Annotated in this window: 20 protein-coding genes; all 20 read right to left on the bottom strand. The window is 38.3% G+C overall.

Going from position 1 to position 24,756, the window contains the following annotated elements:
- The coding region (locus tag ACJJVZ_RS01230) for an RHS repeat domain-containing protein (protein WP_405597432.1) at window positions 1-1,361 on the bottom strand (1,361 nt) is incomplete at its 3' end.
- Entirely contained in the window at window positions 1,361-2,212 is an 852-nt protein-coding gene (locus ACJJVZ_RS01225; protein ID WP_405597430.1) for a hypothetical protein, read from the bottom strand. The genes ACJJVZ_RS01230 and ACJJVZ_RS01225, both read right to left, overlap by 1 nt.
- The gene (locus ACJJVZ_RS01220; RefSeq protein ID WP_405597428.1) at window positions 2,209-3,237 is read right to left on the bottom strand and encodes a hypothetical protein; all 1,029 of its coding nucleotides are present in this window, start codon (window positions 3,235-3,237) and stop codon (window positions 2,209-2,211) included. The genes ACJJVZ_RS01225 and ACJJVZ_RS01220 overlap by 4 nt, the downstream gene beginning before the upstream one ends.
- A gap of 2 nt (window positions 3,238-3,239) precedes the next feature.
- Window positions 3,240-3,530: a PAAR domain-containing protein gene (locus tag ACJJVZ_RS01215; RefSeq protein ID WP_405597426.1), complete on the bottom strand. Its 291-nt coding sequence runs from the start codon at window positions 3,528-3,530 to the stop codon at window positions 3,240-3,242.
- Window positions 3,531-3,561: 31 nt separating this feature from the next.
- Window positions 3,562-3,918, bottom strand: a complete 357-nt coding sequence (locus ACJJVZ_RS01210; protein WP_077535560.1) for a hypothetical protein — start codon at window positions 3,916-3,918, stop codon at window positions 3,562-3,564.
- A 7-nt stretch (window positions 3,919-3,925) separates the two neighbouring features.
- Window positions 3,926-5,779, bottom strand: a complete 1,854-nt coding sequence (gene tssI / locus ACJJVZ_RS01205; RefSeq protein ID WP_405597424.1) for a type VI secretion system tip protein TssI/VgrG — start codon at window positions 5,777-5,779, stop codon at window positions 3,926-3,928.
- Window positions 5,780-5,852: 73 nt separating this feature from the next.
- A complete protein-coding gene (locus tag ACJJVZ_RS01200; RefSeq protein ID WP_077535558.1) occupies window positions 5,853-6,332 on the bottom strand; it encodes a type VI secretion system tube protein Hcp in 480 nt (159 codons plus the stop codon).
- A 249-nt stretch (window positions 6,333-6,581) separates the two neighbouring features.
- Window positions 6,582-9,185, bottom strand: coding sequence for a type VI secretion system ATPase TssH (gene tssH / locus ACJJVZ_RS01195; protein ID WP_182702328.1), 2,604 nt, complete (start codon window positions 9,183-9,185; stop codon window positions 6,582-6,584).
- A gap of 22 nt (window positions 9,186-9,207) precedes the next feature.
- The gene (tssG, locus tag ACJJVZ_RS01190; protein WP_405597421.1) at window positions 9,208-10,197 is read right to left on the bottom strand and encodes a type VI secretion system baseplate subunit TssG; all 990 of its coding nucleotides are present in this window, start codon (window positions 10,195-10,197) and stop codon (window positions 9,208-9,210) included.
- Window positions 10,194-12,020 (bottom strand): type VI secretion system baseplate subunit TssF, encoded by a 1,827-nt coding sequence (tssF, locus tag ACJJVZ_RS01185; protein WP_077535555.1) that lies wholly within the window; start codon window positions 12,018-12,020, stop codon window positions 10,194-10,196. Before tssF ends, tssG begins: the two co-directional genes overlap by 4 nt.
- Entirely contained in the window at window positions 12,017-12,502 is a 486-nt protein-coding gene (gene tssE, locus ACJJVZ_RS01180; RefSeq protein ID WP_077535554.1) for a type VI secretion system baseplate subunit TssE, read from the bottom strand. The genes tssF and tssE overlap by 4 nt, the downstream gene beginning before the upstream one ends.
- Window positions 12,503-12,517: 15 nt before the next feature.
- Entirely contained in the window at window positions 12,518-13,297 is a 780-nt protein-coding gene (locus tag ACJJVZ_RS01175; RefSeq protein WP_405597417.1) for a type VI secretion system accessory protein TagJ, read from the bottom strand.
- 2 nt (window positions 13,298-13,299) lie between these two features.
- The gene (gene tssC / locus ACJJVZ_RS01170; protein WP_405597415.1) at window positions 13,300-14,826 is read right to left on the bottom strand and encodes a type VI secretion system contractile sheath large subunit; all 1,527 of its coding nucleotides are present in this window, start codon (window positions 14,824-14,826) and stop codon (window positions 13,300-13,302) included.
- 36 nt (window positions 14,827-14,862) lie between these two features.
- On the bottom strand, window positions 14,863-16,353 hold the full coding sequence (gene tssC / locus ACJJVZ_RS01165; protein WP_138585659.1) for a type VI secretion system contractile sheath large subunit: 1,491 nt from the start codon (window positions 16,351-16,353) through the stop codon (window positions 14,863-14,865).
- Window positions 16,350-16,853, bottom strand: coding sequence for a type VI secretion system contractile sheath small subunit (gene tssB, locus ACJJVZ_RS01160; protein ID WP_077535550.1), 504 nt, complete (start codon window positions 16,851-16,853; stop codon window positions 16,350-16,352). The genes tssC (ACJJVZ_RS01165) and tssB overlap by 4 nt, the downstream gene beginning before the upstream one ends.
- A 16-nt stretch (window positions 16,854-16,869) precedes the next feature.
- On the bottom strand, window positions 16,870-17,985 hold the full coding sequence (gene tssA, locus ACJJVZ_RS01155) for a type VI secretion system protein TssA (protein ID WP_405597411.1): 1,116 nt from the start codon (window positions 17,983-17,985) through the stop codon (window positions 16,870-16,872).
- A gap of 455 nt (window positions 17,986-18,440) precedes the next feature.
- Window positions 18,441-19,238, bottom strand: coding sequence for a PP2C family protein-serine/threonine phosphatase (locus ACJJVZ_RS01150; protein ID WP_405597409.1), 798 nt, complete (start codon window positions 19,236-19,238; stop codon window positions 18,441-18,443).
- Entirely contained in the window at window positions 19,231-19,959 is a 729-nt protein-coding gene (gene tagF / locus ACJJVZ_RS01145; protein ID WP_077535547.1) for a type VI secretion system-associated protein TagF, read from the bottom strand. The genes ACJJVZ_RS01150 and tagF overlap by 8 nt, the downstream gene beginning before the upstream one ends.
- Entirely contained in the window at window positions 19,941-23,450 is a 3,510-nt protein-coding gene (tssM, locus tag ACJJVZ_RS01140) for a type VI secretion system membrane subunit TssM (protein ID WP_405597407.1), read from the bottom strand. Before tssM ends, tagF begins: the two co-directional genes overlap by 19 nt.
- Window positions 23,451-23,460: 10 nt before the next feature.
- Window positions 23,461-24,741, bottom strand: a complete 1,281-nt coding sequence (gene tssL, locus ACJJVZ_RS01135) for a type VI secretion system protein TssL, long form (RefSeq protein ID WP_138584787.1) — start codon at window positions 24,739-24,741, stop codon at window positions 23,461-23,463.
- Window positions 24,742-24,756 lie beyond the last annotated feature (15 nt).

Raw genomic sequence — 24,756 nt, 5'->3', positions numbered from 1 at the left:
TTACCTTGTGCATTGTGTACAAAGTGTTCTTTATGGCCCCGTGAGTCTATACAGGTTGTTTCGCCGCGCTCAAGGTTGTATTCAAACTGATAGGTATAAGTGTTGTTATCGCCCCATTGCTTTATACATTTAGCACTCGGTGAATAGCTATCCCACTCAAAATGATGGCTAAAACCGCTGGCTCGGGTTCGCTTAGTTAATAAATTAGCGGCGTTGTAGGCGTAGCGTTCAGTCTCGTTTTGCTGATTAGTGGCTTGAACAAGGTTGTTGTTTTCATCATACTCATAGGTTGCAAGTACGGGGTATATAAGCTGCTGTTTATTATTTTTATCGCTCTGATACGCTGCAATTTTACTCAGTAAACCCTGTTGGTTGTAACTAATAATACAACCACGTACTTTGTTGACTTCTATACGATTGATGCGCTCTTTTGCATCGTAATAAAAACCAATACGTTGACCTTTCTCATTGATTATTTTTTCAAGTAACCATGAATTTTCACCGGCTTTAAAGGTCAAGTGTTGGTCGTCTGGCGTCACAAGCACGTGCTTGCCATTGGTTTGATAATGCAGTGCCAGATTACTGCTTAACTGATAGCTCGATTGCCCAGGCTTTACTTTTTCAAAGCGGTGTTTAGCGCCATGCTCGTCTTGGTATTCTAACCAATACGTGCCTTTTTGTTTAGGCCCTACGTTGGGTGGCGGCTGGTAATGCTCAGTTAAGCGCACCATAAAGTCGTGTCGCCAACCATTGCCCATCACACTGCACACATCGGCATGGGATGAACGGTACAAACGTCGCCATATTAATTGGCGGCTGCCTGCTAAAGTAAAATCAATAAGCGGCAGTATTTCTTCACCCGATAGCATTGAAACCGGATCTGAGCGGCATGCTTGCTCTGTAATAGGGGTTTCACTTGCGGTCGCATTACTGGCACTGCCTGAGTTAGATTTAGGCGCTTGTGCGGCGCTTTTACCAGATGCAGGAGACGCGCTCTTTTTCGTTGATTTTTTACCCGCTGAGCCGCTGTTTGTGTTATCGCTTACCTGAATAGCCGACTTGGCTTTTTGGTGGTAACACGTCACAGCGCCTGAAATAAGGGCTTGGGTGAGTGCGCTCGCTGTTTCGCGTGCAGTTGCACTGCGGGAGCACCCCACACCCGCACTATTGAGTAAATTAATGACATCGAGGCGCTTAGTGGCATCGCTTGTTAATGTACTGCCAACTTGGGCAATTTGCTTGCTTGCGCTTTCAGGAGTATTTGCCACGGCAGGGGCATAACCAGACGGCGTACTACCTTTACCAGCAACTAGGCAAATAGGGTAACTCGTTCCTTGTAAAACAACTGTATTATTTTGCATTAGTTGTGTACTTCCTCACTTATCCATAAGTATGATGCTGTTGCTTGGTGTTTTGCTTGCTCTTGCGAAATCATTAAGGCATGTTCGTAATGATTAATAATCACGGGGCTTGTTGTTAATTGGTACAAATTAACTAATCCCTCAAGGGCACCAATTTGGCCTAGTTTATAATTAGGCAGCTCATAATGTGTATGCTCATTAATTAAAGTACTGAGCAATTGTAAATTATTCACCCACACGTCGCCGTCGGGATTAATGCCATTTCCTGGCGCAAAAATGATGTCTATTGGCTGCTGAGTTTGCTCTACTATTCGCGAAAACATACCATTTAATTGATTATGCTTTAAAAAATCGACAGTCGGTGCCAACTCAAAACCAGATTGTGACCAGCCCGATTTTATATGCTCAAACGTGGCAAGTGCACCACCAACGCCTTGGTAACTGTATTCACCTTGAGCATTTGCTTTAAAGGTGGCATCAAGTGCAATAACGTTTACTTTATCCCAGTTATTTTTTTTAGCTAATGCAACCAATGCATGCGCACCCGTTGCACCATAAAACAATAAGTGCTCAACATGATCTGGATACAGTTGCTTCAAACTACTTTCAAAAACTTGCTTAAGCTCATTTTGATATGACAACGCAGGTAAAAGCCAGACCAGTGGTCTATTTAAATCCTCTAGATTAGCCATTAACGCTTTAGACTTAACTATACAGTCGTATATACATATATCCCACGATTGCCAAACGGACTTCGCTGAGGCAACCGTGATCTCACCATACACAAGCTCATCAATGCTTGTTTCAGCAATAACCAAAAAATCATTAATTTCAATGCTGAAAGCGCTCATTTTTGCACTCCAGAGCTTACTTTTTCTGCTGCTATATGTCGGTAGTAGGTGTATAAATTAAATAAAGCTTGGCTGTAGCTGTCCATTGCTGACATTTGTATTGCATTTAATGGCTCATCGAGTACTTTACCCGCTATTAATCGTTGTGTTGAGAGCTGAGTTTCGTATTTTGGCCAATTTAGCTTTAACTGTTGCTGAAAATCTATAAGGGCATGTTCATCATCATTATATGCTTGAACTTGTGTTTCAAAATTAACAAGCAAATCTAGTGTTTCGCCTAATGTACGTTTAATTAGCGCTATAATTTTTTTTGGTTGCTCTAATTGCAGTAATGACGCATTAGCAAGAGGCACAAGCTTTACAAAACCGCTTTGTAATAGCACCTGTAAGGTATCATCAATACAAAGCGTGTTACTTGCGTGATTACCTATTTTATTAACTTGGTCGGCGCTTAGTAATAATAAAAAAAGTGACATTAACGGTGAGTTAATTAGCTCATTTTTACAAAGTTCATCGAAAATAGTGAGCATGCTTTCATTACTCGACTCTTCAGTGACTAATATAGCCTGATTAATTGCAATAAGTGCTTGTTCTGAATGCTCGCTTTGAGCCGTGTAAGCAAAAAACAACGTAGTAACGTCAAGTAACCGAATAAGATTAAAACTATGCTGTTGCAGCAATACTTTACTTATAATAAGTTTTGCGAGCACCGTTAATTTGGGCTCATTTAGGACATTATTTATAAACGTTATGTTTATGTTTTGAGGCAAATTTGCCATTATTTCAATACATGCTTGGGAAACAATAGCTGGATTTTCGTCACTTTCTATAAGCGAAATAAGTAAATCCAACTTTGGCGCTGTAAATGCCCGGGATAAGTTATTGCATTTGGCGTTTAGCCAGCATAATTCTAACACTCTTTTTTTCAGCATTTTTACATGCCCTACCGACGTAAACGGACACAGCTGCGCATTACTAATAGCAAGTAATTGAGCTGGGTGATTACTTAAGTAGTTAGACAGCAAGGTTACCCACCTATTAATACCGTCGGATTGCCAACAACTATTTTGCCGCCATGTGAGCTATCATCGCTCAGTCGAGCTGCAGGTTTACCGTTAATTTTAACCGTGCCAGAGCCACTTTTAATACTATCCGGTGGACCAACGCATACCATCATGTCGCCTTTACGCGCCGCAGGTATACCGCCAATTAATACGTTAGCCGAACCTAAAACAATAGGACCGCCAACATGAGGAACATTACCTATAAATTTAGGACAAACGTGCATATGTCCTATTGTAGCAGCGGGCTTACCCATTGAGACTCCTTGTCTTATTACGGTTTAACGTTTATTCGTATAAAGGAATAATTAATAACTTATTTTGAGTAACTAAAAGAGATAGCTCTTCAATTAGCTCGCCTTTTGTATAATCCGACAGCGCCACAGGGCTTTGCATTGCATACTGATACAAACCAGATACAACATCTTCGCTATTGAGTGTGTTATGCAAATAAATAAAAAACTGCTGAGCAAAGTAACCATTCATCGCTTTTAAATGACTGATAGCAGGGCTTAACAAAGGGTCATCCGGCCTATTAATCGGTAAACACACTAAATGGGGCAAGCCATAACGACAATATACAACATGCCCATTATTATTAATGCCGTTTCGAAGTCCTGCTTGAAAACTATTTATTATTTCCATAATTGCATTAATTTAATTTAATTAAGCCAGCAGATAAAGTGATTGCACTACCATCAACTTTTATATTGCTGCCTTTAATATCTATATTAGTGCCTTCGATAGTGATGTTACCGCTACTGCTCATTTTTATTTGTGCTGAGCCAGTTTTAATAACAATCTCATCGCCCGCTTCTATATTTAATGTTTTACCTACTTTTAGCGTGTCGTTTTTCTTTATATCAGAGAGACGATTTGCCGTAACGTTTAAACTATCGTCATTACCTATTTCGACTTTTCGATCGTTATCTATTTTTTCATTTTGATCGTTTTTAACATACAGTTGCTTATCTTTTTCGGCTTGAATATAAACAAGCTCACTGCCTTTTTTGTCTTCAAATCGTAATTCGTTAAAGTTATCTGCGCCGCCCTCTTTTGTAGAACGCGTTTTAATCCCGCTTTGTGTTTTTTCAGCGGGTAATGCATACGGAGGCATTAAATCAGCGTTGTATATTGCACCGCTGATAATAGGCTGATCTGGATCGCCATTAATAAAATCAACAAGCACCTCTTGCCCAACACGTGGGAAAAAGAAAGCGCCCCATTTTTTTCCGGCCCAATTTTGTGAAACTCGGATCCAACACGAGCTTTTTGAGTCTTTTTTACCTTCACGATCCCAGTCAAACTGCACTTTAACGCGACCAAACTGGTCAATCATTATTTCGTCAGCACTATCACCGGTGACTATTGCTGTTTGTACCCCATTAATTACAGGCTTTTTCTTATTAATTTGTGCTCTGTAGGGTATTTCTTTAGGTACGCACTCAAAATGGTTTGAATAAACCTCGTCAGCCGCGCTTTGCTGACCACCTGATTGATTAGGCACCGTAATCGACGTCATCATTGACGTGATTACAAAGGTTTTACCTTCTAATCGAGGGTCTTCGTGCTTTTTAAAGCCAAATAATTTACCCACCGTGAATGAGCGACAATCACTTCGGCCACTCGATAGTTTCATATCTCTTTGCAGTGATTCTAACTGAACTGACGCCATGCTAGCAGCACGCGGGTGACACTCAGATTCACCTGTGTATTCAAATATTTCTGATACCGATTGTGTTGGCAACTCAGGATTAGATTGCTCTCCGTCTGGGTATCTTGACGGTTGTTTAAAGTCGTAACCTATACGTTTAAAGCTGCCCGGCGCAATGCTTAAACCACCTTGCCAGCGCGATACATGTGATTCGCTAAGGTGACCGGTTGAGTAAACAACTTTAGCCTCATCGCATAATTCGTAAGCTGTAATATCATCAGCTAAAACAAGTGTATGATTGCTGCTTGAGTGTTCAAAAAAGTAAAAAATACCTTCATGCTGAAGCAAACGCTGAATAAAATCAAAATCAGATTCTTGGTATTGAACACAGTATTCGTACTTAGGATAGGTTTTGCTAGTTTTGTCTGAAAAAGCGACATTATGCTGACCAAATAAATCGGCAAAAATGTCTTTAATTGTTTTCTTTTGGAATATGCGACTATTTTTACGATTACGCATTGACGCAGCAAAAGGGACTATAGTTGCTTGGTAATCTATGTAGTTTTTTTGTTCGTCAACATCGGCGGTGCGACTACCATTAGAAACAAGATGACTGACTATACCGTGGTAATAACGCTCTGCGCCCCCATCTGCATTTTTAACCTTTATTGAGACAGGCTTACCCACTAAGTCTTCATGCGTTATTTGCTTGCCAATGGTGTACATATTAGCAGACATTACAAATAAATCTGACATTGCTTCTTGGGCAACAAAACGAGTTAAGTAAAGGGCATCTTTACCAGCAGGGGTGCTAATTTGAATTACGTTTTTGTCTTGTGTTGCTTTTTGCATTCCTTGCTTTTCCCATCCTAGAGATCAAAAAAAGCTCTGAGCAAAGCCCAGAGCCATTATTAGACAACAAATATTACATTTGTTGGCCTTTAACACCGCTGTAACCATATACTAGTGGCGCAGTAATGTTATTTTGGTCGTCTGTAGGTGTCACTGTCATCATCATTTCTGTGTAGCTGATAGTGATAGTTTCAATTGGACGATCGTTTTGTACTGATACCGAGTAGCTAGAAATCATCGCATCTGTTAGTTCGATTTTCATGATTTCTTCTACTTTATCACCTTGTTTAGTGATATGGAAAATAGCTGGTAAACCTTTACCAATAGTCGCTTCTTTGAAAAGATCCGGAGATGCTTTATCTTGAAGTTTAGTAATTGTTACGTCGCCTAAACGAGTAGAGCTAGATTCACGATCCATCGCTGTACCAGTGGCTGAGCTAATTTCACGGCTTACGTTCCAATCTAATGATAAAACTGTAATTAAATCTTTGAAAGACTCAGCAGTAGTTTCGCCTTTGATTGAACCGTATTTTAAATATGTATTTGCTTGCATTTGATAATGCTCCTTTTAATTAAACAATGTTATCCATTAATACTGGATTCTTTACTTTGGTTTCCCAAAATTCCTTGAAATCATTATCTTTACTACAGCAACGAAAAGGTCTTCAGAATTCCTTTCCCTAGATGAAGACAATGTCTCAAAAATTCCATGTAGTTACCTAAGACGGCTAAAATTATAATGCCCTAGAATTAAAGAAACAACCTTAATTACTAGTTATTTTTAATTAAATTGAATTAAATCTTAATTCAGCGCCAGTTCAAATTCATTTTCGTTGATTAGCAGCGAAATAGCGGTAACTTGGTTGCCATCTACCATATTCGAGAGTAAAACCTCTGATAATAAAGGTAATACTTTATTCTGTAAAATCGTGTGAATATTTCGTGCACCTGAACCTGCATTTTGACAATTAGCAATAATATACTCAATTACGTCGTCAGTATAAGTAAGCTCAGCATCATAATGCTTTTTAACACGCTTAATTATTTTATCTATTTGCAGTCCTGCAATCTTGGTAAGGATATCGTCACTTAGTGGAATATAAGGTATGACGTTAATTCTACCTAAAAATGCTGGTTTAAATGAGCCCAATAAATCATCTTGCAATGCTTTAAGTAGCCCTTTAATGCTCGGCTTACTTTCTTCATCTTCAAACAAACTCATTGTGGTATCGGTGCCTACATTTGAGGTCATTATAATAATGGTGTTTTTAAAGTCGATATCTCTGCCTTCACCATCTTTAATTGTTCCTTTATCAAATACTTGATAAAAAATATCTTGAACACCTGGATGCGCTTTTTCCATTTCATCTAGCAATACAACACTGTAAGGTTTTCTTCTAACGGCTTCCGTTAAAATACCGCCTTCGCCATAGCCTACATAACCTGGAGGCGATCCCAGCAGTAACGATACTTTGTGCTCTTCTTTAAATTCAGACATATTGATAATAGTGACATTTTCCTCACTACCGTAAACTTCTTGGGCAAGCGATAGCGCAGTCTCAGTTTTACCGACACCACTTGGACCAGCCAGCATGAAAATACCATTTGGTCTGCTTTCATCTGCCAGTTGAGCGCGAGAAGTTTGCACAACCTTTGCTATTAATTCCAGTGCATGGTCTTGCCCTACAACTCGCTGTTTCATTTGGCTCGCTAAATTTAAAATGCCATGAATTTCATCCTCATGCATTTTACCAACGGGAATACCTGTCCAGTCAGAAATAACCTGCGCAATTAACTCTTCATCAACCTGCCAATGCACCATATTGTGCTCAAATGAGGCAAGCTTTTGCTTACTTTCCTTTAACTTATCAAGCATTTCACTCGTTGAGCTATCATCTTCAGCATTAATTGATTGAAGGGCTTCGTTAAGCTCAATAACAATTTCTTTTTCTACTTTAAATTGCTCATTAAGTGGTAAAAGCTGAGTTTCTATGTCAACCAATTCTGCTTTTAACGTATTTATCTGCTCTGAGTGATCTAAACCCGTTTTTTGCTCTCGATTTAGCATCAATACTTGCGTTTCTATTTCACTTAATCTATTTACAAGCTGCTCAATTGTACTTGGGGTCGATGCTTGGCTCATTGCAACGCGCGCGCATGCCGTATCAAGTAATGCAACCGCTTTATCGGGTAATTGTCGTGCCGTTATGTAGCGATGAGACAAATGTACTGCGCTCTCTAGTGCTTGCTCAGAAATAAATACCTTATGATGACGCTCCATCACCGGCACTAATCCACGCAGCATAGCCACCGCTTTTTCTGGTGTTGGCTCTTCAACCTTAACCACTTGGAAACGACGCGTAAGTGCGGCATCTTTTTCGAAGAACTTTTTGTACTCGGCCCATGTAGTCGCTGCTATTGTACGCAGTTCGCCTCGCGCTAATGCAGGCTTTAACAAGTTAGCTGCATCGTTTTGCCCGGCTGCGCCACCACTACCAATCATAGTGTGTGCTTCGTCAATAAAAAGAATTACCGGATTAATTGCATTTTTCACTTCATTGATTAAAGATTTCAGACGGTTTTCAAACTCGCCTTTCATCCCTGCACCTGCTTGTAATAAAGCCAAATCTAAACTGTGGATTTTTACATTTTGTAAGACTGCAGGGACATCTTTTTGTGCAATTCTAAGTGCTAGACCTTCTACTACAGCCGTTTTACCAACACCAGCTTCACCGGTAAGTATTGGGTTGTTTTGACGGCGCCTGGTTAAAATATCAACCATTTGACGAATTTCGAAATCGCGTCCTAAAATTGGGTCAATTTTACCTTCAAGTGCTTGCGCAGTTAAATCAACGGTAAATTGATCAAGACTCGGGGTTTTAGAATTCAAATTAGTCTGTGTTGTTGCACTTTGCACAGACTGATTGCGCTCTTCTGACTGCGCAACTATTTCTGGCCACGCATGTAAAAGCTGACCTGGTTCAATTTTATTAAACAGCTTGCTACAACGTGTTACTAAGCTTGAAAGCGTATCGTCTTTTGTTAGCGTATAAATAACATAAGCACTACGAATTTGGTTATCGGTAAATTCTATACTGGTACTTAGCCAAGATTGCTTTAATAAACTTGTGACATGAACCGATAAACTCGGCGATGATTCACTGCCGGTTTTTAACGACTCTAATGACTGGTTCAAGTCTTGTTGAACCTTATCAATATCGATATCAAATGATCCAAATATTAGTCTAACGTCATCTAGCTTTTGCTCAATCATGGCGAGTAACCAATGCTCAAGCTCAACAGTAAAATGACTGCGACTATTACAAATAGAAACAGCCGCTTCTAGACTTTTTCTACAATCAGGACTTAATTTCTCAACTAGCTTATTTAGTGTCATCGAAGACATACGCTGTTCCTTTTAATTTTAATTATCCTTTAAACGATAACTTAGTAGGGTGTGTTGTTAACTTGTTTTTACGTGCACTCAAAAAACTATTTGCACCAAGTTGATAATCATTATTCGACAGTTTTGTTGCCTCTAAATCTTGGAAGTTAGCTTCAATTACTAAACGAAACTGAACTGTATTTCCCACATAATCTTTTATTATTTTATTGGTCAATTTAAACAAACTACCGCTAGGTAGCAGTAATTTAGCTTTAAGTGGATCATCACAAGAAATATGAACTTCTATATTTGATGATATATCCCACACTTGCTTACCAATAACGGTATCAACGCCCAAACGAGCATGTTGTCCTTCGTAGAGTACTTGGCTGGCTAAGCATGTTTGTTCTTGTAATCGCAACTTATGCCACTGGCCAACCATTTGCTTGATCTGAACATTACACTCTAAATAAGAAGTTAAAATGTTTTTTAGATCAGAGGCATTTCTAATTTTTCGACTATATAAACCCGAAAAATGAAGTTGGTGCTCATTATAACCACCACTTAATAACCCTAAAATTTGGGTATACGAGTCTTTATTTTTTTCTTTATTAATATGATTAAGCGCTGGTTTATATTTTTTCCACGCTCTGTAATACAGTGAAATTAGACGATGGTTAAACATGTCATAAAAATCACGCATCGTCGTATCTTTGTATCTCAAACGCTGCATAACCAGTTCACTATAAAACTGTGGTAAAGCACCTGAGCAACCCGTTAACCCCATAAACGACACTTGCATCGTGACTTTATGTAAACCCTCTTCGTAGCTGGTTTCTTCTAATTTAGTAATTGCATTACCGGGATAGCCAAACTTTTGAGTTGATGTAAATTTAATCAACTCTTGTTTGGGATTACTATCGTAACCAACATGGCGGTGCTCTAATCCCTGCTTTTTAAGCTGATTTTCAATAATGAAAACCGCTTTATAAAAGTCGATTTGCGGCGCTTGAGAAATAATATGCTTAATCATAAAAGAGGACTATCACCGACTCTTGCCGGCCATTGATAATATATTTGCTCTTGTTCTTTTAAGCGAAGGCTGACACGCGTAAAGCTATTTATAGCTGAAAACTGCGCAAAAAAATGGTCCAGAATAGATGCAAAGAAAAACATACCACTGCCAGAGAAATCATCATTAGCAAAGGTAATTTCAATATCACTGCCTGTTGCAAAACTCACTCTACCACTTTGCACAACTCGTGCAGTAGAGGGCGTAATTAATACTCTATAAATATTATCAATCATGCCTTTTGTTTGTGGTGAGGCCCTAAAATCATAAAGTCTCAATACCTCTTTAAGTTTGCTGCAAGCATCGTCACCACTAAATGTGTCCAGGGTTAGATGATTTACTAACTGCCATCTCGTCGCGTCCGCCAAAATAGGCCGAACAGCGTGAGTAAAAGGGATTAAGCAGCGAATTTTTTTAATAACATCACCACGCTCAGGCATCAATAAACCCAGCTCATCATCACCAAAAGGCATACTGGCTGGCAAGTTTCTGTTGCTACAATTTGCACGGACAGTTAAAACAGTATTCCCTTCTCCATACTCCATTGCGGTATTTTCAAATGTAGCATCGACTAGAGACAAAAATGTTTCAGTTCCGGATTCAACATAACCACCTGCCCATGAGGCCGTTTCTCTGCGTATATGCCAAAATAAATCAGCATGACCGTGATATTTTGGGTGTGTTTGCCCATAAAAAGGAGACACGACTTGCTTGTTACCCTTATGATCAAAAGCAATGACTTCAGTCAGACCAATTACTTCTGAGATCTCTGAATCCATATAGCGCGGCGTTAATTTGTATTCATACTCACTTATTTCCGGACGAATCGGTTCCAGCTCTTGCTCAAATAAGTTAATGATGGGTGTGCAGCCAAGCAAAAACATATTTTTATCGACTTGTTTTTCAAGCTCAGCTGACTCTGTATCGAGGTAAAAATAAACATTACATTGATTCGATTTTTTTGGCAGAGACGACTTTATCCCCTGTAATTCAAAAAACCTAAATTTCTCTGGAAAAGTAAAATTTTCAACTAATAAACGATAGCCCGCAGACGAGCGTTGTGAATAGGGAACAACGGCTTCATTTGAACTAAACCCAACGGCTTTTAGCTGACTCTTGGATAAGTACTTAATTCCTTCTTCACCATTATCAAATGCAATACCGATGCAATGCTTAAACAATAACTCATACACTTTTAGAGTATGATGCCATTGTCCATTTATAAATATTCTTAGTTTTTCAAGCCCTGTTTCAGCAAGTGATACACCTTCGTACTCACCGGTTAATTCTAGCTTAAATATAGATTTCGCTTTTTCATGCCAACGTGGTTTAGGTGCAACAAATGGGCTGTTATCAAACTGCACATTGGTAATTTCTACAGGCCAAAGGTAGGTTTCGTAGCAAGTTTGAAACTTACATTGTTTCATCGACTCAACATTGGTTTCTACTTCACTCGCTTTTGGAATGATAATACCGGTTGTCGATAAATTTTCTGCTTCTAATTTTACTATCGACATTGAGGGAATAGGCGCTTGATAATCAGGAAACATTTGGCCCAACAAAGCATCCGTTAACTCTGGGAAACTGTCATCCAATTTTTGCCTGATATTTGCTGTTAAAAAAGCAAATGATTCAATCAACCTTGATACGTGAGGGTCTTCAATGTGATCTTCACTTAGCTTTAAACGCCCAGCTACTTTTGGGTATTTATCTGCAAAGTCTTTACCTAAGTGACGCACAAATGCTAATTCACGATTGTAATATTTTAATAATTCATCGTTCATAAAGATGCCTCAATAATCTTCATACCTAAGTTAACGGGCTCAACCTCAGAGTCAAAACTGATAAATTCAGGTTCAGGATCCGCATACAAAAGCGCATTTATACGTAAGTTAAGCACTCTATTTACAGGCACTTCTTCATCTGTAAACACCTCAACTTCAAGGAATCGCGGCTCAAATTTTAAAATTGTGTCCCGAACGGTTTCACACAATAATGTTCGCCCTTCGTGAGAGCTTACAGACATACTTGAAAAGTCTGGCAGACCGTATGATAAGCAAGATGTTGCTAACTCATTATATTGCGATGGCCAGGTATGCCATTGGATCCTTGCATTAAGCAACGCTTCTATATCCCTTCGTACATTATTTCTTAGCTCACTAATGGTAATACCTTCTGTACGAGAAGGCGCATCTTGAAAGTCTGGCTCATCGTCGATAAGTCTATCGATAATAGATGCTTGAAGCTGTTGCTTATGTTCAATCATAATAGTTCAAATGGATTAAACGCTTTCGAACACGTTTATTTTTAAATTTGGGATAGTGATTGCCTCGTCGTTAACAAACAGCATTTTCATCCCTTTACCAATAGTAAGCTCTTCTTTAAGATCGACCCAATCAGAAACTTGCCCTAGCTTTTCTAGTTCTGTATCTGCGTTTGCATACACCAGCGGTAAATGTGCAGTACCTGAAGGACCATCATTTTTAATAGTAATTTCAACTCTTAACCAAATACTTTCAAGTAACGATGCGTTTGGCTCTACTTTTAATGCTTCTATCTCATTAAAGTTTGCTAAATAAAACTCACCATTAGTGCCTAAAACCTCTAAATATGGCGCTAGGCTGTCATCAAGATCTCTCACTACTGAGTCGCTGCCTTGAGATGTTTCAATTCTTAGCAATTCCATTTCTTTCGCTAATTTGCCCGCTTCATCAATCTCGCCTTCGAGTAAAGCCATATGCATTTTTAAAAATAAAGTATCAAGCTCATCCGCTTCATGAAATAACTTAGGGATGCCTTTACCTTGATAAAAATCAACTCTTGATTGCTGTGCTCTAATTAAGTGGCGAAGATTAACTGCACCCACCGCAAACTCTGGGTTTTTCTGAACCATAAAGTCTAACTGCTTATCCGCTTTTTCAAGCTCGCCATTAATGCAAAGTAACTCAGCATAAATACTTCTGATATCAAAGTTTAAAGGCTCATCTTGTAATTGTGTTGCGCACCAAGATAACGCATCAGTAAGTTTACCCTCGCGAATTAAGCTATGTATTTTTTTCATGACTATTCCTTTATTTTATGATGAGGACTGAGCTCTGTAATTAATTTTATACTAGAGACCATTTGATCTAATTGAAAATGTGGTTGTAACTGCAAAACAGAAAAATAGTGCCCTGGGTTAGCCTTGTTTTCACTGACTTTTATTCTAGCATTACTCAATGGGTACTTGCTTCTAATATGCTCAGAAGCGGAATCTGATGCCGTGGTATAGTTATTTATCCAAGCTTGTAAATCTCGTTCACAGGCCTGTGCTGTACTATAAGAACCCACTCTGTCACGTGCTAATAGTTTTAAATAATGCGCAAACCGAGAAACACATAAAATATATTGCAGCATCGATGATAAACGGGCATTGATATTCGCAGCATTTGAATCGTAGTTTATTGTTTTTTGAACCGATGCATTACTATAAAAAACAATATGCTCAGTATTTGTTACAGACGATGCTGGAATAAACCCAAGTTCAGAAAATTGTTTCTCAAATTTACTGGTTACCAGTAAATCTAAAGGCGGTTTTGCCTCTTTTTGATAGGTATCGTTAGCAAAACTATCTCGAGCAAGTCCTGTGACTAGACCTTTAGAAATTTTCCCTGGTTCTATACCGCGAATATGACCAAACCAACCGCTTTCACAATAGGCTCTTATTATTGTTGATACAAACTGATAAGCGGCGTTACCCCAAAGCATATCTGTCTCAGGGTTGGTTATTTGTTCTTTAAAATAAAAATCTTGATGGCGTTTTCCATCATTGCGGTAAGGGGGTCTTACTAATACATGGGGTAATGTGAATCCTACAAATCGGGACTCTTCCATTTTTCTAAAACTCTGCCATTTTGCGTATTCTGGCTGCTCAAAATGATTAAAAAGATCTGAATAATAGCCCAAGTCTGAAAAACTATCTGCACCAAACAAATTAGCTGAGGCAGAACAAATAAAGGGAGCAAATGCAGCGGCCGCAGTTCTTGAAATTTCTTTAATGGTGTCGATATCGTTGTGAGTTGTTCCCTCAGAGCAAGTATTGGTTATTTCATAATCGCCAATAACAACGCCAAAAGGCTCTCCTCCAGCACTATCAAATTCACTTTGGTAAAGTAATTGAAAAAACAAACTTTGGTCAAAATCAATCGCTTTATTTACATCTTTTGATAATGTAACCCAGTCGCAATTTAATAATTTTACTTTTACTTTATTTTCTTTGTCGTACTGCTCACTTTGCAGTAACAGCCACCATAAATTACGCCAGCTGGCTTCTAATTTTTGAAATTTTTTCGCGTGAATAATCGTGTTTAATTGATTAGATATTTGTTGATCTAATTCCACAATTATACGTTGTAGGTAGGGACCTATAGATTCCTTATTCCATGAAATAGGTGAATCAGAAGAGCCTTCAAGCCATAATAACAATGCTTTATCTAGATTTTTTTCGTTCAAAAATCTATCAAGCAAAGCATCATTATCACTTATTCGAGACTGTGCTTTTTGTTGAAAAGCAATGTCTTGATTTATAAATGAAAACTCTTCGTGATTCATTCTACTGCATTATCCTTAACGCTTGAGATTAGTTTATTAACCAATCTCTGGAATTTTAGCTACAAGACGTAAAGAAGAAGTCAGTTCTTCCATTTGTAGCCAAGGCTTTAACCAAGCAACCGCATTGTAAGCGCCTGGTTGGCCTGGGATCTCTTTAACAGATACTTTTGCATCAGCTAATGGGTAACGTGCTCTAATATCTTGACCACCACCCTCTGTCGCATTAACGTATGACAGGATCCAACGGTTTAACCAAGACTCAACATCCTCAGCTTCCATAAAGCTACCGATTTTATCGCGCGCCATAACTTTAAGATAATGAGCAAAACGAGATGTTGCCATTAAATAAGGAAGACGAGCAGAAATAGCAGCATTTGCAGTTGCATCTGGTGTCGAATATATCTTTGGTTTTTGACAGCTTTGTCCGCCAAAGAAAACAGCGTAATCTGTGTTTTTATAATGACAAAGTGGTAGGAAACCTAATTTACTTAGCTCTGCTTCACGACGATCTGTAATACCGATTTCAGTAGGACATTTTAGATCCGGATCACCATCATCACTTGTGAATATATGCGTAGGAAGACCTTCAACTTTACCACCGCCTTCAGCACCACGAATAGCAGTACAAAAGCCGTATTGAGCAAAGGCTTTTGTCATATTAGTCGCCATCGCATAGGCTGCATTACTCCAGCAGTAGTCTTTATTTTCAGTACTCACTGAACGACCCGCTTTAGGCTCAACTTCAAACTCTTCGTAGTTAAACTCTTCTACAGGTTTTGACGCCGCACCATACGGCAGACGAGATAAGAAGCGAGGCATAGTTAATGATACAAAACGTGAATCATCGCTATCTCTAAATGAACGCCATTTTGTATATTCTAGCGATTCAAAAACTTTTTCTAAATCACGAGGTTTTGTTAGCTCTTCCCAGTTATCAAAACCAAATAAAGAAGGTGATGATGCAGCAATAAATGGGCAGAAACCAGCTGCGGCAACATTAGACATTAAACTAAGCGTTTCAACATCTTCTGGGTGATTAGTAAATTCAAAGTCACCTACAATAGTGCCATACGGTTCGCCACCAGGCGTGCCAAATTCAGACTCGTATATTTTCTTAAAGGTCTGACTTTGATCAAATTCAACCGCTTTACTTAAATCTTTATGAAGCTCTTTCTTCTTCATATTCAGAACACGAATTTTAAGCGTACCACTCGTTTCTGAATTCATTACAAGGTGGTGTAAACCACGCCATGAACCTTCAAGCTTTTGAAACTCTTCACTGTGCATAACAACGCTAAGCTGTTTCGATATTTTTTGATCGATTAACTGAATAGCTTCATTAAACGTCACTGTCATGTTTTTATTCCACTGAACAGTGCCTTTTAATGCTTCTTCTGTCAGTGTTTTAAGTAACTCTTCAGCGCGGCTTGCATCTGTTTGTTTAGTTGCGCCGATAGCTTGTTCTAAAAGTGAAGAACTTGCCTCAGAAGTAGACTCTAGTTCTGTACTTAATTGTTCAGTACTCATTTTTCAGTCTCCTCTAATTTCAATTCCTTCGCGATAGAATCTAAACTTGCTGTATTACTTAGTACTTCTTCTAATACATTCTCTAGTTCTTCTGAACGATCAATTTTAGTCATTAAATCACGTAGTTTGTTTCTCGTTTCCATTAACTTACGTAATGGTTCTACTTGATTTACAACGGCAGCAGGCTCAAAGTCTTCTATTGATTTAAAATTAAGGTCGACTTGAAATTCAGAACCATCATCCGTTAATGTATTTGCAACTTTCCAGCTCAGTGACGGACTCATACGTTTTAAAACATCATTAAAACTGTCACGATCTATTTGTATAAATCGTCTGTCTTTAAGAGGTTTTAAAGCATCGGTATTATCACCAGAGAAATCACCCATTACACCAACAACAAATGGTAATTCTTTCTTTACCTCTGCGCCTTCCGTTTCTACATCATAAGTGATGTGTACTCTCGGTTTACGAACTCGTTTTAATTTATCATGGATACTCATTGAGAACTCCTTTTACCTATGTTTCAGTTTCGCTGATTTTAATGCCAGACAACTTAAAGTACCCAGTCCTAGCATCGCTATCTGTAATTAGTTCATTTAATAATTCAGGCAGCGATAATTCGCTCCATCGAATTACTTGTTCTATGGTGTACGACATTGGTGAGTGAGGCTCTGTATTTCTAAAAAACAGAGCGATCTCTTTCAATTTTTTTATCGCATTCTCTCTTGAATTTATCTCGTGATTATTCGCTTTTTCGACCACTGTTGCTGTCGATTCAACGTCATCATCTTTCAATTCAATTTCTTCTTCTTTATTATTTTCAGCAAGCGCTTTCTCAGCCGCTTCAAGCTTATCGGCTGCAACATGTTTCACAGCCGCAAGGCTGACTTCAAGTGCTTGCTTAATACTCGACGTTGGTTGGGGTTGCCCCGTTGCTTTATCCATTACGTCACTGAGTATTGAAAACTGCTCAATCGCTTTTTCTATATCTTGTTTAAGTGAAACAAAAAACTCTGTACTTGTCTCTGCTGCACTTTTTTCAATTAGTTCAAAGTCAACTGAGCCCTGAGTAATCTTTTTTTCTCGTTTGTCGTCACTTAAGCGCGATACGTCATAACCTTGTTGATATTCCCAAAAAGAAAAAGAGTCGATACTTACGCTATCTGTAAGGTAGATGCTCTTGATAGGAATAATCAAAGTCCCTTCACCAGCGGATCCATTTAAGCCAGCTAACGCCGATACTTTATCCGAAATTTCATCATCGTCATCCAATGTTGGATAAAGTGATTCAAAGTGACTGTCAATTAAATTATGTGCAACATTAAAACCAAATGCTAAACCTTTAAACCCGTAAATACGACACATCGCCTCTATGAACCATGCGATATATTCAATGTCTTTACTTTCAGTTTTAATTGCTTTACTGCATTGCTCAAGCAAAGGTAACCAGTCACGAGATAAAGATGCAATACCTTGCTCATCAACTAAAGCATTTCTTTCAGCCGCTCTTAACTGGTTTCTTAAATCTTTTAAGGCATAATATGTGGACGTAGGAGAAACATCTGAGCGAGGATCAATGCCTGCAAACTCAGTATCTGAAATAGGGGAGATATATTCGTCTAATAAAAACATTCCGTCGTCCTAATAATTATCCATAAAACCCCAATAAAGCGAGGCGGATTTTATATTACATTCTTTATAAGAAATTACAAGCCTAGCCACACTAGCATTTATGTGCAGACTATTGCGAATACAAAAACAATCACGTACTAATTTACTATTTTTGCTGGTGTGAAAATGATTCAGTCAAACCATATTCAGTTCCATTTATAGCGCCTATTTTAAAAAACTTTATACCAGTAAACAAACTATTTAACCTCAAATCTGATTATTTAACCTAAACTCTGGTTAAGAGATTTACTAACGTATTGAATCATAGTGATATTTAAATTTATTTTCTCTAGCCAAAAATTTTCAGTGAAAACAAGGCGAATTTACGCGTCAATAGCGGGCTTATTGCAAGTAAATTCAACGCAGTTAGCGCTGAAAATAGCTGCTCGAGATAGATTTATTATCCAGAGTTCAGGTTATTTAGTAAATAAAGGGATTGTCGCTTCATCTTGAATATTAAAGGTTTCACTATGCTGATTACTTTTAGTCTCATCATATTTAACAATAATACACGTTACATTATCTCGAGCACCTCGCACTAAAGAGGAGTGCATTAAGGCCATTCCTGAGTCAATAATACTGCTTGGCTCTAATGATAAACATATTTCATCATCAGACAACTCGCCTGTTAGTCCATCAGAACAAAGTAAGAAAAGATCGCCCGTTTTAATGTCATTTTGAATAACATCAACGTTTACGATTTCCATTACACCCACAGCTCGCGTTATTACATTCGATAGAGGGTGATCTTTAGCTTCCTCTACAGAAATAATACCTTCATCAATTAAATCATTAACTTGGCTATGATCTCTTGATACTTGCGTAAGTACTCCATTGCGCAGCAAGTAAGCTCTGCTATCGCCTACCCACAAAATATAATACTTTCCATCTTTGACAAATAATGCTGTAACGGTACTACCCGCTGTTTTGTTTTCGAGATACTGGGAGCTGTAATCGTTTAGTTGTTTATTTGCCTCTTCTATCGCACTTACAATGTGAGAAACTGTTAAGTCTTTTAAGTCGCGCTCTTGTACTTTTGCTCTAATTACGTCAACAACTAACTGACTTGCAACCTCGCCGGCCTCATGCCCCCCCATTCCATCAGCCACAACCCATAAGTTATGGCTGTTTATCTCTACATGGGAATCTTCATTGAGCTGTCTTACAACACCTCGGTGAGTAATTGCGTAACTTGTATTAAAATTGCTAATCACTATTTTTTACCTGTGTGTAATTCCATTCCCAATGCTTCCATCTTCCATCTAACATTGCCGCAACTTGATTTATAGGAGGTAATGCTGAAGTTATCAGTACCATGGGCTTTATATTACAAGAGCCATGTGTCCACCAAACACTGTATTCACCATGCTTTTTATACAATAATGCATGCATCGCATCTTTCAAAACATCACTGCTCAGTTCTGTTCCTGAAAATTCAAAAGCTTCACCATCTTTATTTTTATCAACAGAGTGGGAGTAAGTCACTTGCTTGTTTTCACAAGCCGCGATTTTAATCGTTTTAGAGACCTCTTTTCGCCATGAAAAAAGATCGACCGAGCCGTCTAAAACTTTTAAAACTACATCTTCATATTCAAGTGAAAAAACGCCTGAATTTAAGATATCGATAGGGTTATTGTCTGTAGTACTCAAAACCGTAAAAGGATAATGTCTGCCAACTGCATCCATACTTGGGAGCAATGTCCCCATAACGCCTTTATCACCCACTATATTTGGGCTCAAAGCAAAATGCCAAACAGGACCTGTTAAATAACTATCTTGCCATACATCCCCAAGTTGCTCTTTGCTAACAGCAATGGCTGCTTGCAGCCATTGCTCCCAATGCTCTGAGAAGTCTTTAGAGACATTATCTTGAACAAAGTCACCTAAACAAGGCACTTTGCCTAAGTAACCAATATTTATAATCGCGTCGGACATGAAAACTTCTCTACACTTGTATTCCAAAATGGGTGTCTAATTGACTTAGGCAAGAGCTCTACTTTTGCATTATTTCCCATTAATGAGAAATGCAGCTCTAGATCTTTACGTGTTTCACTTCTTTTTTCGCTAAGTTCATCAAGCATTCTATAAAGTGACCACTCACCTTGATAAGTCGTGTTAATAGAACGTCCACCACTTGGAGGAGTAAATACAACTCTTGTTTTACTTTGTCCTGAAGCGCCAGGCCAAATAAAGTTAGTTACTTTTAACGGGCCATGACGATACGTCATAGACTGGCCATCAATTTCTATCATTAAGCTAGATACGGTACGGTCAAGTTCAAGTGGGCGTAACCCAAATTCAATCCTTGGTGTATCACTACCACGGTCGAAAAATGCGGTTTGAATTTGGTAAGCGTGTTCAAACATTTTTAGTGCCTCATTACCAATACCAATATCTTTTTCGAACTTCCATGGACTTGAACTTATATCAACACTCGGTGCAACGTAACTATTAAAGAAAGAGTCAATTGTGCCATTTGGGCCAAAAAAGCGAGTAAAGTCTTTCATGTTCACTTCTTTATCAGCCTGCGGTGCAAAAGGATACCTGCCAACAATTGCAGCGTTGTATTCTCTTAACACTTTACTCTTCCAAATTTCATTTAAGTGTCTGTTTGCACTATTTTTAGTGATATTGCTTGTATCCCGGCTTATGTCTAACAACCAGCTATTAAACGGGTACGGTAAATCACGACTCTGAAATTCTAATTGACGTATAAAGCTAGGCTTACTTTTACCGCTAATTTGATCTTTTATTGAATCTTTTAGCTGATCGCCTCGGTCAAGCTTGGTTAAATAGACATTAAGCTCTCTTAGGTTTTTTTGAATATTATCTAATTGTTGCGAGTCAATCCCTATCACCTCTTCAAAAGCTTCTTCAACTTGATGACCCGGTAATTTAATATCAAACGTGGGAGCTTCATCAGGTAAAAATCGCTTGATCCGATTCGCCTTAGTTTGCAGTGCAATTTTAGCGGCATTACCGGCAACTTTACCTGCGACCTTCTGGTTTTCTGATACAGGTAATTTAGTTAATTGAACATTTTTTTGGACCGCTGCGATGATGTTTTTGATTGGTGCTTCAGAGCCCGCGAGTACATCTGTAACATTAACCCCTTCAGCAGGCGAACTATACTGATTAAGACTCAAATCATCCAAAAATGACTGCCAATAATAAATATAATCTTGGAAGTAACGTTGCTCTAATTTTTTCTCAATTTCGTCTTTAGATATGTCATAAGTGCCCGATGCTTCTTCACCATAAACCCAGCTACTGGCCATTAAATTACCGAGCATTTTACTTTTTTCAACGTTGAAAATACCGTGGAAACCGTTAAACGTGTACAAACCAGGTATACTTCTGGTGAGCTCACCATTGTTACGAAAAGTAAACTTTTGAGCGCTTTCAAAACTAATAATATCAGTGAGTCTAAACGGCGGAATACTGCTGTTAAGAAAATCAGCTTGAAGCCGTTGATATGCTCTTTCTGCTATCGGTAGTTTAGTTAGCTCACTACGAGCTGTACGCACAGCTTGATTATCGATGTCACTTTGAGTGATGCCTTTGTTTAGTAATGCAGAAATATGGCCCATTAACTCATCCCTGGTTTGCATATTTTTATCACCAGGTAAGTTTCTTTCTAAATAAGCATTAAACCACGCCGTAATATCTTCGCTTTCGAAGTATTCAGGCTGAAATAGCATTAAATAGCATTTTAATGTTTCATATAAATAGCTCAGATGCTCCGGGTGAGCTTCCATTTCTTTAATTAATGTATTGCCTACAAAAGGTTCTAGATACGTTTGTAAAGAACGATCATAAGCGTTAACCGACGACTCTTTGATTTCGCTTAACTTATTAAAGCCAAACGATGACGACTCTTGTAACTCGCTTACAAGCGGTCCACTTGCAGGTAAATTTCTCAAAGCATTGAGTCTATCATTGAGAACAAGTAGGTTATTACGATCAAAAGAAGCCGAATCAAGTTCTTGATAGGTAACAATGGCTTCTTCTGTTGCAGAAATTAAATTACTGTTCCACGCAAAACTAAAATACCAAGAAATTGAAAAGCCAAATAACGCTAAGCAGGCAAAGGTAATGCTCACAATGCGTAACCATTTATTTTGCTTATCATGGTGTTTATTAGTGCTGGCTAAGTTCTGCTCAGGAAAAATAACACTTTCTAAAACATTTTTTATAAAAAAGCTTTTTGACTGATTTATATGCTCAGATTTTCCTAAATTGCTATCACTTAAAAAGCTCGAAGGTGTACCTTCTTGGGTCGCACTTGTTAGGTAAACGCCCCTAAACATCGGCAATTCTTCATATGCGTTAGGTGTAAATATTTCCTTTAAAAATCCATCAGCAACACCTTGTAATACTCTAAGCTGCCTTGGAAATTCAAATATTTTAGCTCTTATTACTTCATTTCGCTCATTGATCAATCGACGATTTAGCATTTCCGTTAGTTTAGAAATCAACGAATGGAATTCTTTATTAAAAGCTTCAACTTGGGTGTCTTTTGCAAGGTCAAGTTCAAAGGTAACACCCCAGACTTGTTCACATTCTTCTTCGCTTAATTCACCAAAAAACTCTCTAAACCCATCAATTAAATCTACTTTCGAAAAAATAACATAGACAGGGAAAGTCATTCCAAGTTGATTTTGAAGCTCTTGTAATCTTTGTTTTATTGCGCGAGCATGCAGATTTCTTTCGGTCTTGGTCTGGCTCATTAGCTCAGAAATACCCATGCTGATCATGACACCGTTGATAGGCCTAAGTGGGCGGTACTTTCGAAGTAAACCTAAAAAGCCTTCCCATGCTCGTGAGTCATGTTTTGCATGACTGTTTTGCGTTGTATACCTGCCAGCTGTGTCTATCAGTACTGCTTTATTAGTAAACCACCAATCACAATTTCTAGTGCCACCTATGCCGTGCACTAAGTCAACTCCCAACTTATCCTTAAGCGGATAATCTAACCCTGAGTTGTGTATTACTGTTGTTTTACCCGCACCAGGCGGGCCTATCATTATGTACCAAGGCAGCTGATAAATATTTTTGCCTTTAAATAACTTAACATCTTTAAGCAGATCAATCGCTTCGTTCATTCTTGTTTTTAACGTTGTGATCTCTTCGTTAACTTCACTGCTATTTGAATCATCACTATCAATAAGCTCATCAGCCATTTTCTCGTCTCTTTTGCTTTGTTGCATAAGACGATAAATTTTTGATACAGAAAAAACGAGTAGCACTAGCAATATTGTTAACAATCTTGAGGCTATGCTTTCTAATGGAACGTAATCAGCAACTGCGATTAATGGACCGCCAAACCAGATCAATAATGATAGAGCAAGAAAACCTATAATTAATATCCCTGTGCGTGATGTAAGCGCGTATGTCATTTTTTTAATTTTTTGCGAGAAACTCATGTCAGCCCCATTAAAATAATAAATCGATTTCAATTCGTCGGTTTAATGACCGAGAAGCTGAATCTGAATTGCTGGCTATTGGCTCTGCAGCACCTTTACCTTCTGGCCATAAACGTCCACTAAGGTTTGTACTTTTAGCCATTGAATTAGCGACTTGTGTTGCCCTGGCTAAAGAAAGATGCCAATTAGAGGGGTATCTATCGGTATTAATAGGCGTGTCATCAGTATGACCCGTAATTAATATACGCCCTTTTGTCCCTTCTAAACTAAGCGCGAGTTTCTCAAGAATAGGCTGAAAAGAAGGCAGCAATTTTGAATCTCCTTGATTAAAAAGACTTTCACTATTAATCGAGATTCGAATACGATCATTACTTTTTTTAATTTCGACAATGCCCATTGTTATTTCAGTTTGTAATAACTGTTCTAAAACAAGTAATTGTTGGTCTTTTTTATCAATAGATACGTCATTTGCCAGAGGATGAATGACGGCAAGCTTTTCATTAACGGAAAAAACGGCATCATTGAGCCTCATGTTAATAAATAAATAAACAGTGAGCAGCACTAAACCTAACACAGAGAAAACGACCCAAAGTGGGACTTGATTTCTTAGTTCAACACCTGCAGCGACTCTGCTTTTCCAATTGGGGGATAATTTATTACTAACTGGGCCATCTAATTGATTTAAAAGATGATAAAGTTGAGAGCGATACTCTTCGACTTTATTATCTCCGCCTGTATCTAGTCTGTATTTCCCTTTAAAACCTAAATTTAGGCAGTGGTATTGTAGCTCTAAAAACTGTTTGTTTTTTTCGGGTTGACCCAATGCATCATCAAGAAGAGTGTAAAAATATTCGCCACCAAACGTTTCTTTATGGAATGTTGACAATAAGCTTTCATCGGCCCATTCCATTGAACTCCACTTTGAATTTAATACCGATTCATCTAAGATTGCACACAAGCAGTAGCGAGAATTATTAATCACATTTTTAGGTAGATTTTGGCTTCGAACTTCAACTTCAAAGCGCTTTAGTGCTTCAACACAGCGATGCTTAAGTGCTGCTAAATTAGTCATCTCCTTTGACTGACTAATTGAGATAACTAATGAAAAACAATCTGTGGCAGCTTCTAAAAGAGGGTTTTTAAATATAGATACTTTAACATTGCTTGCTTGTCTAGCTGATGGTGGCTCTACCGACATTACGGTCTTATCAGCGTCATTGCTATCAGTATTAATACTTGGTGCATTTCGCCCCAATCTACCAGGGCGAGGTTTTATAATGGTTTCGTCCATTGAAACTCTTCCTTT

Origin of the sequence: Pseudoalteromonas sp. Ld19 (genome assembly GCF_045064135.1) — a bacterium.
Taxonomy (GTDB): domain Bacteria; phylum Pseudomonadota; class Gammaproteobacteria; order Enterobacterales; family Alteromonadaceae; genus Pseudoalteromonas; species Pseudoalteromonas aliena.
The sequence above is the reverse complement of the archived record's forward strand: the minus strand, read 5'-3'. Positions and strand labels throughout refer to the sequence as shown.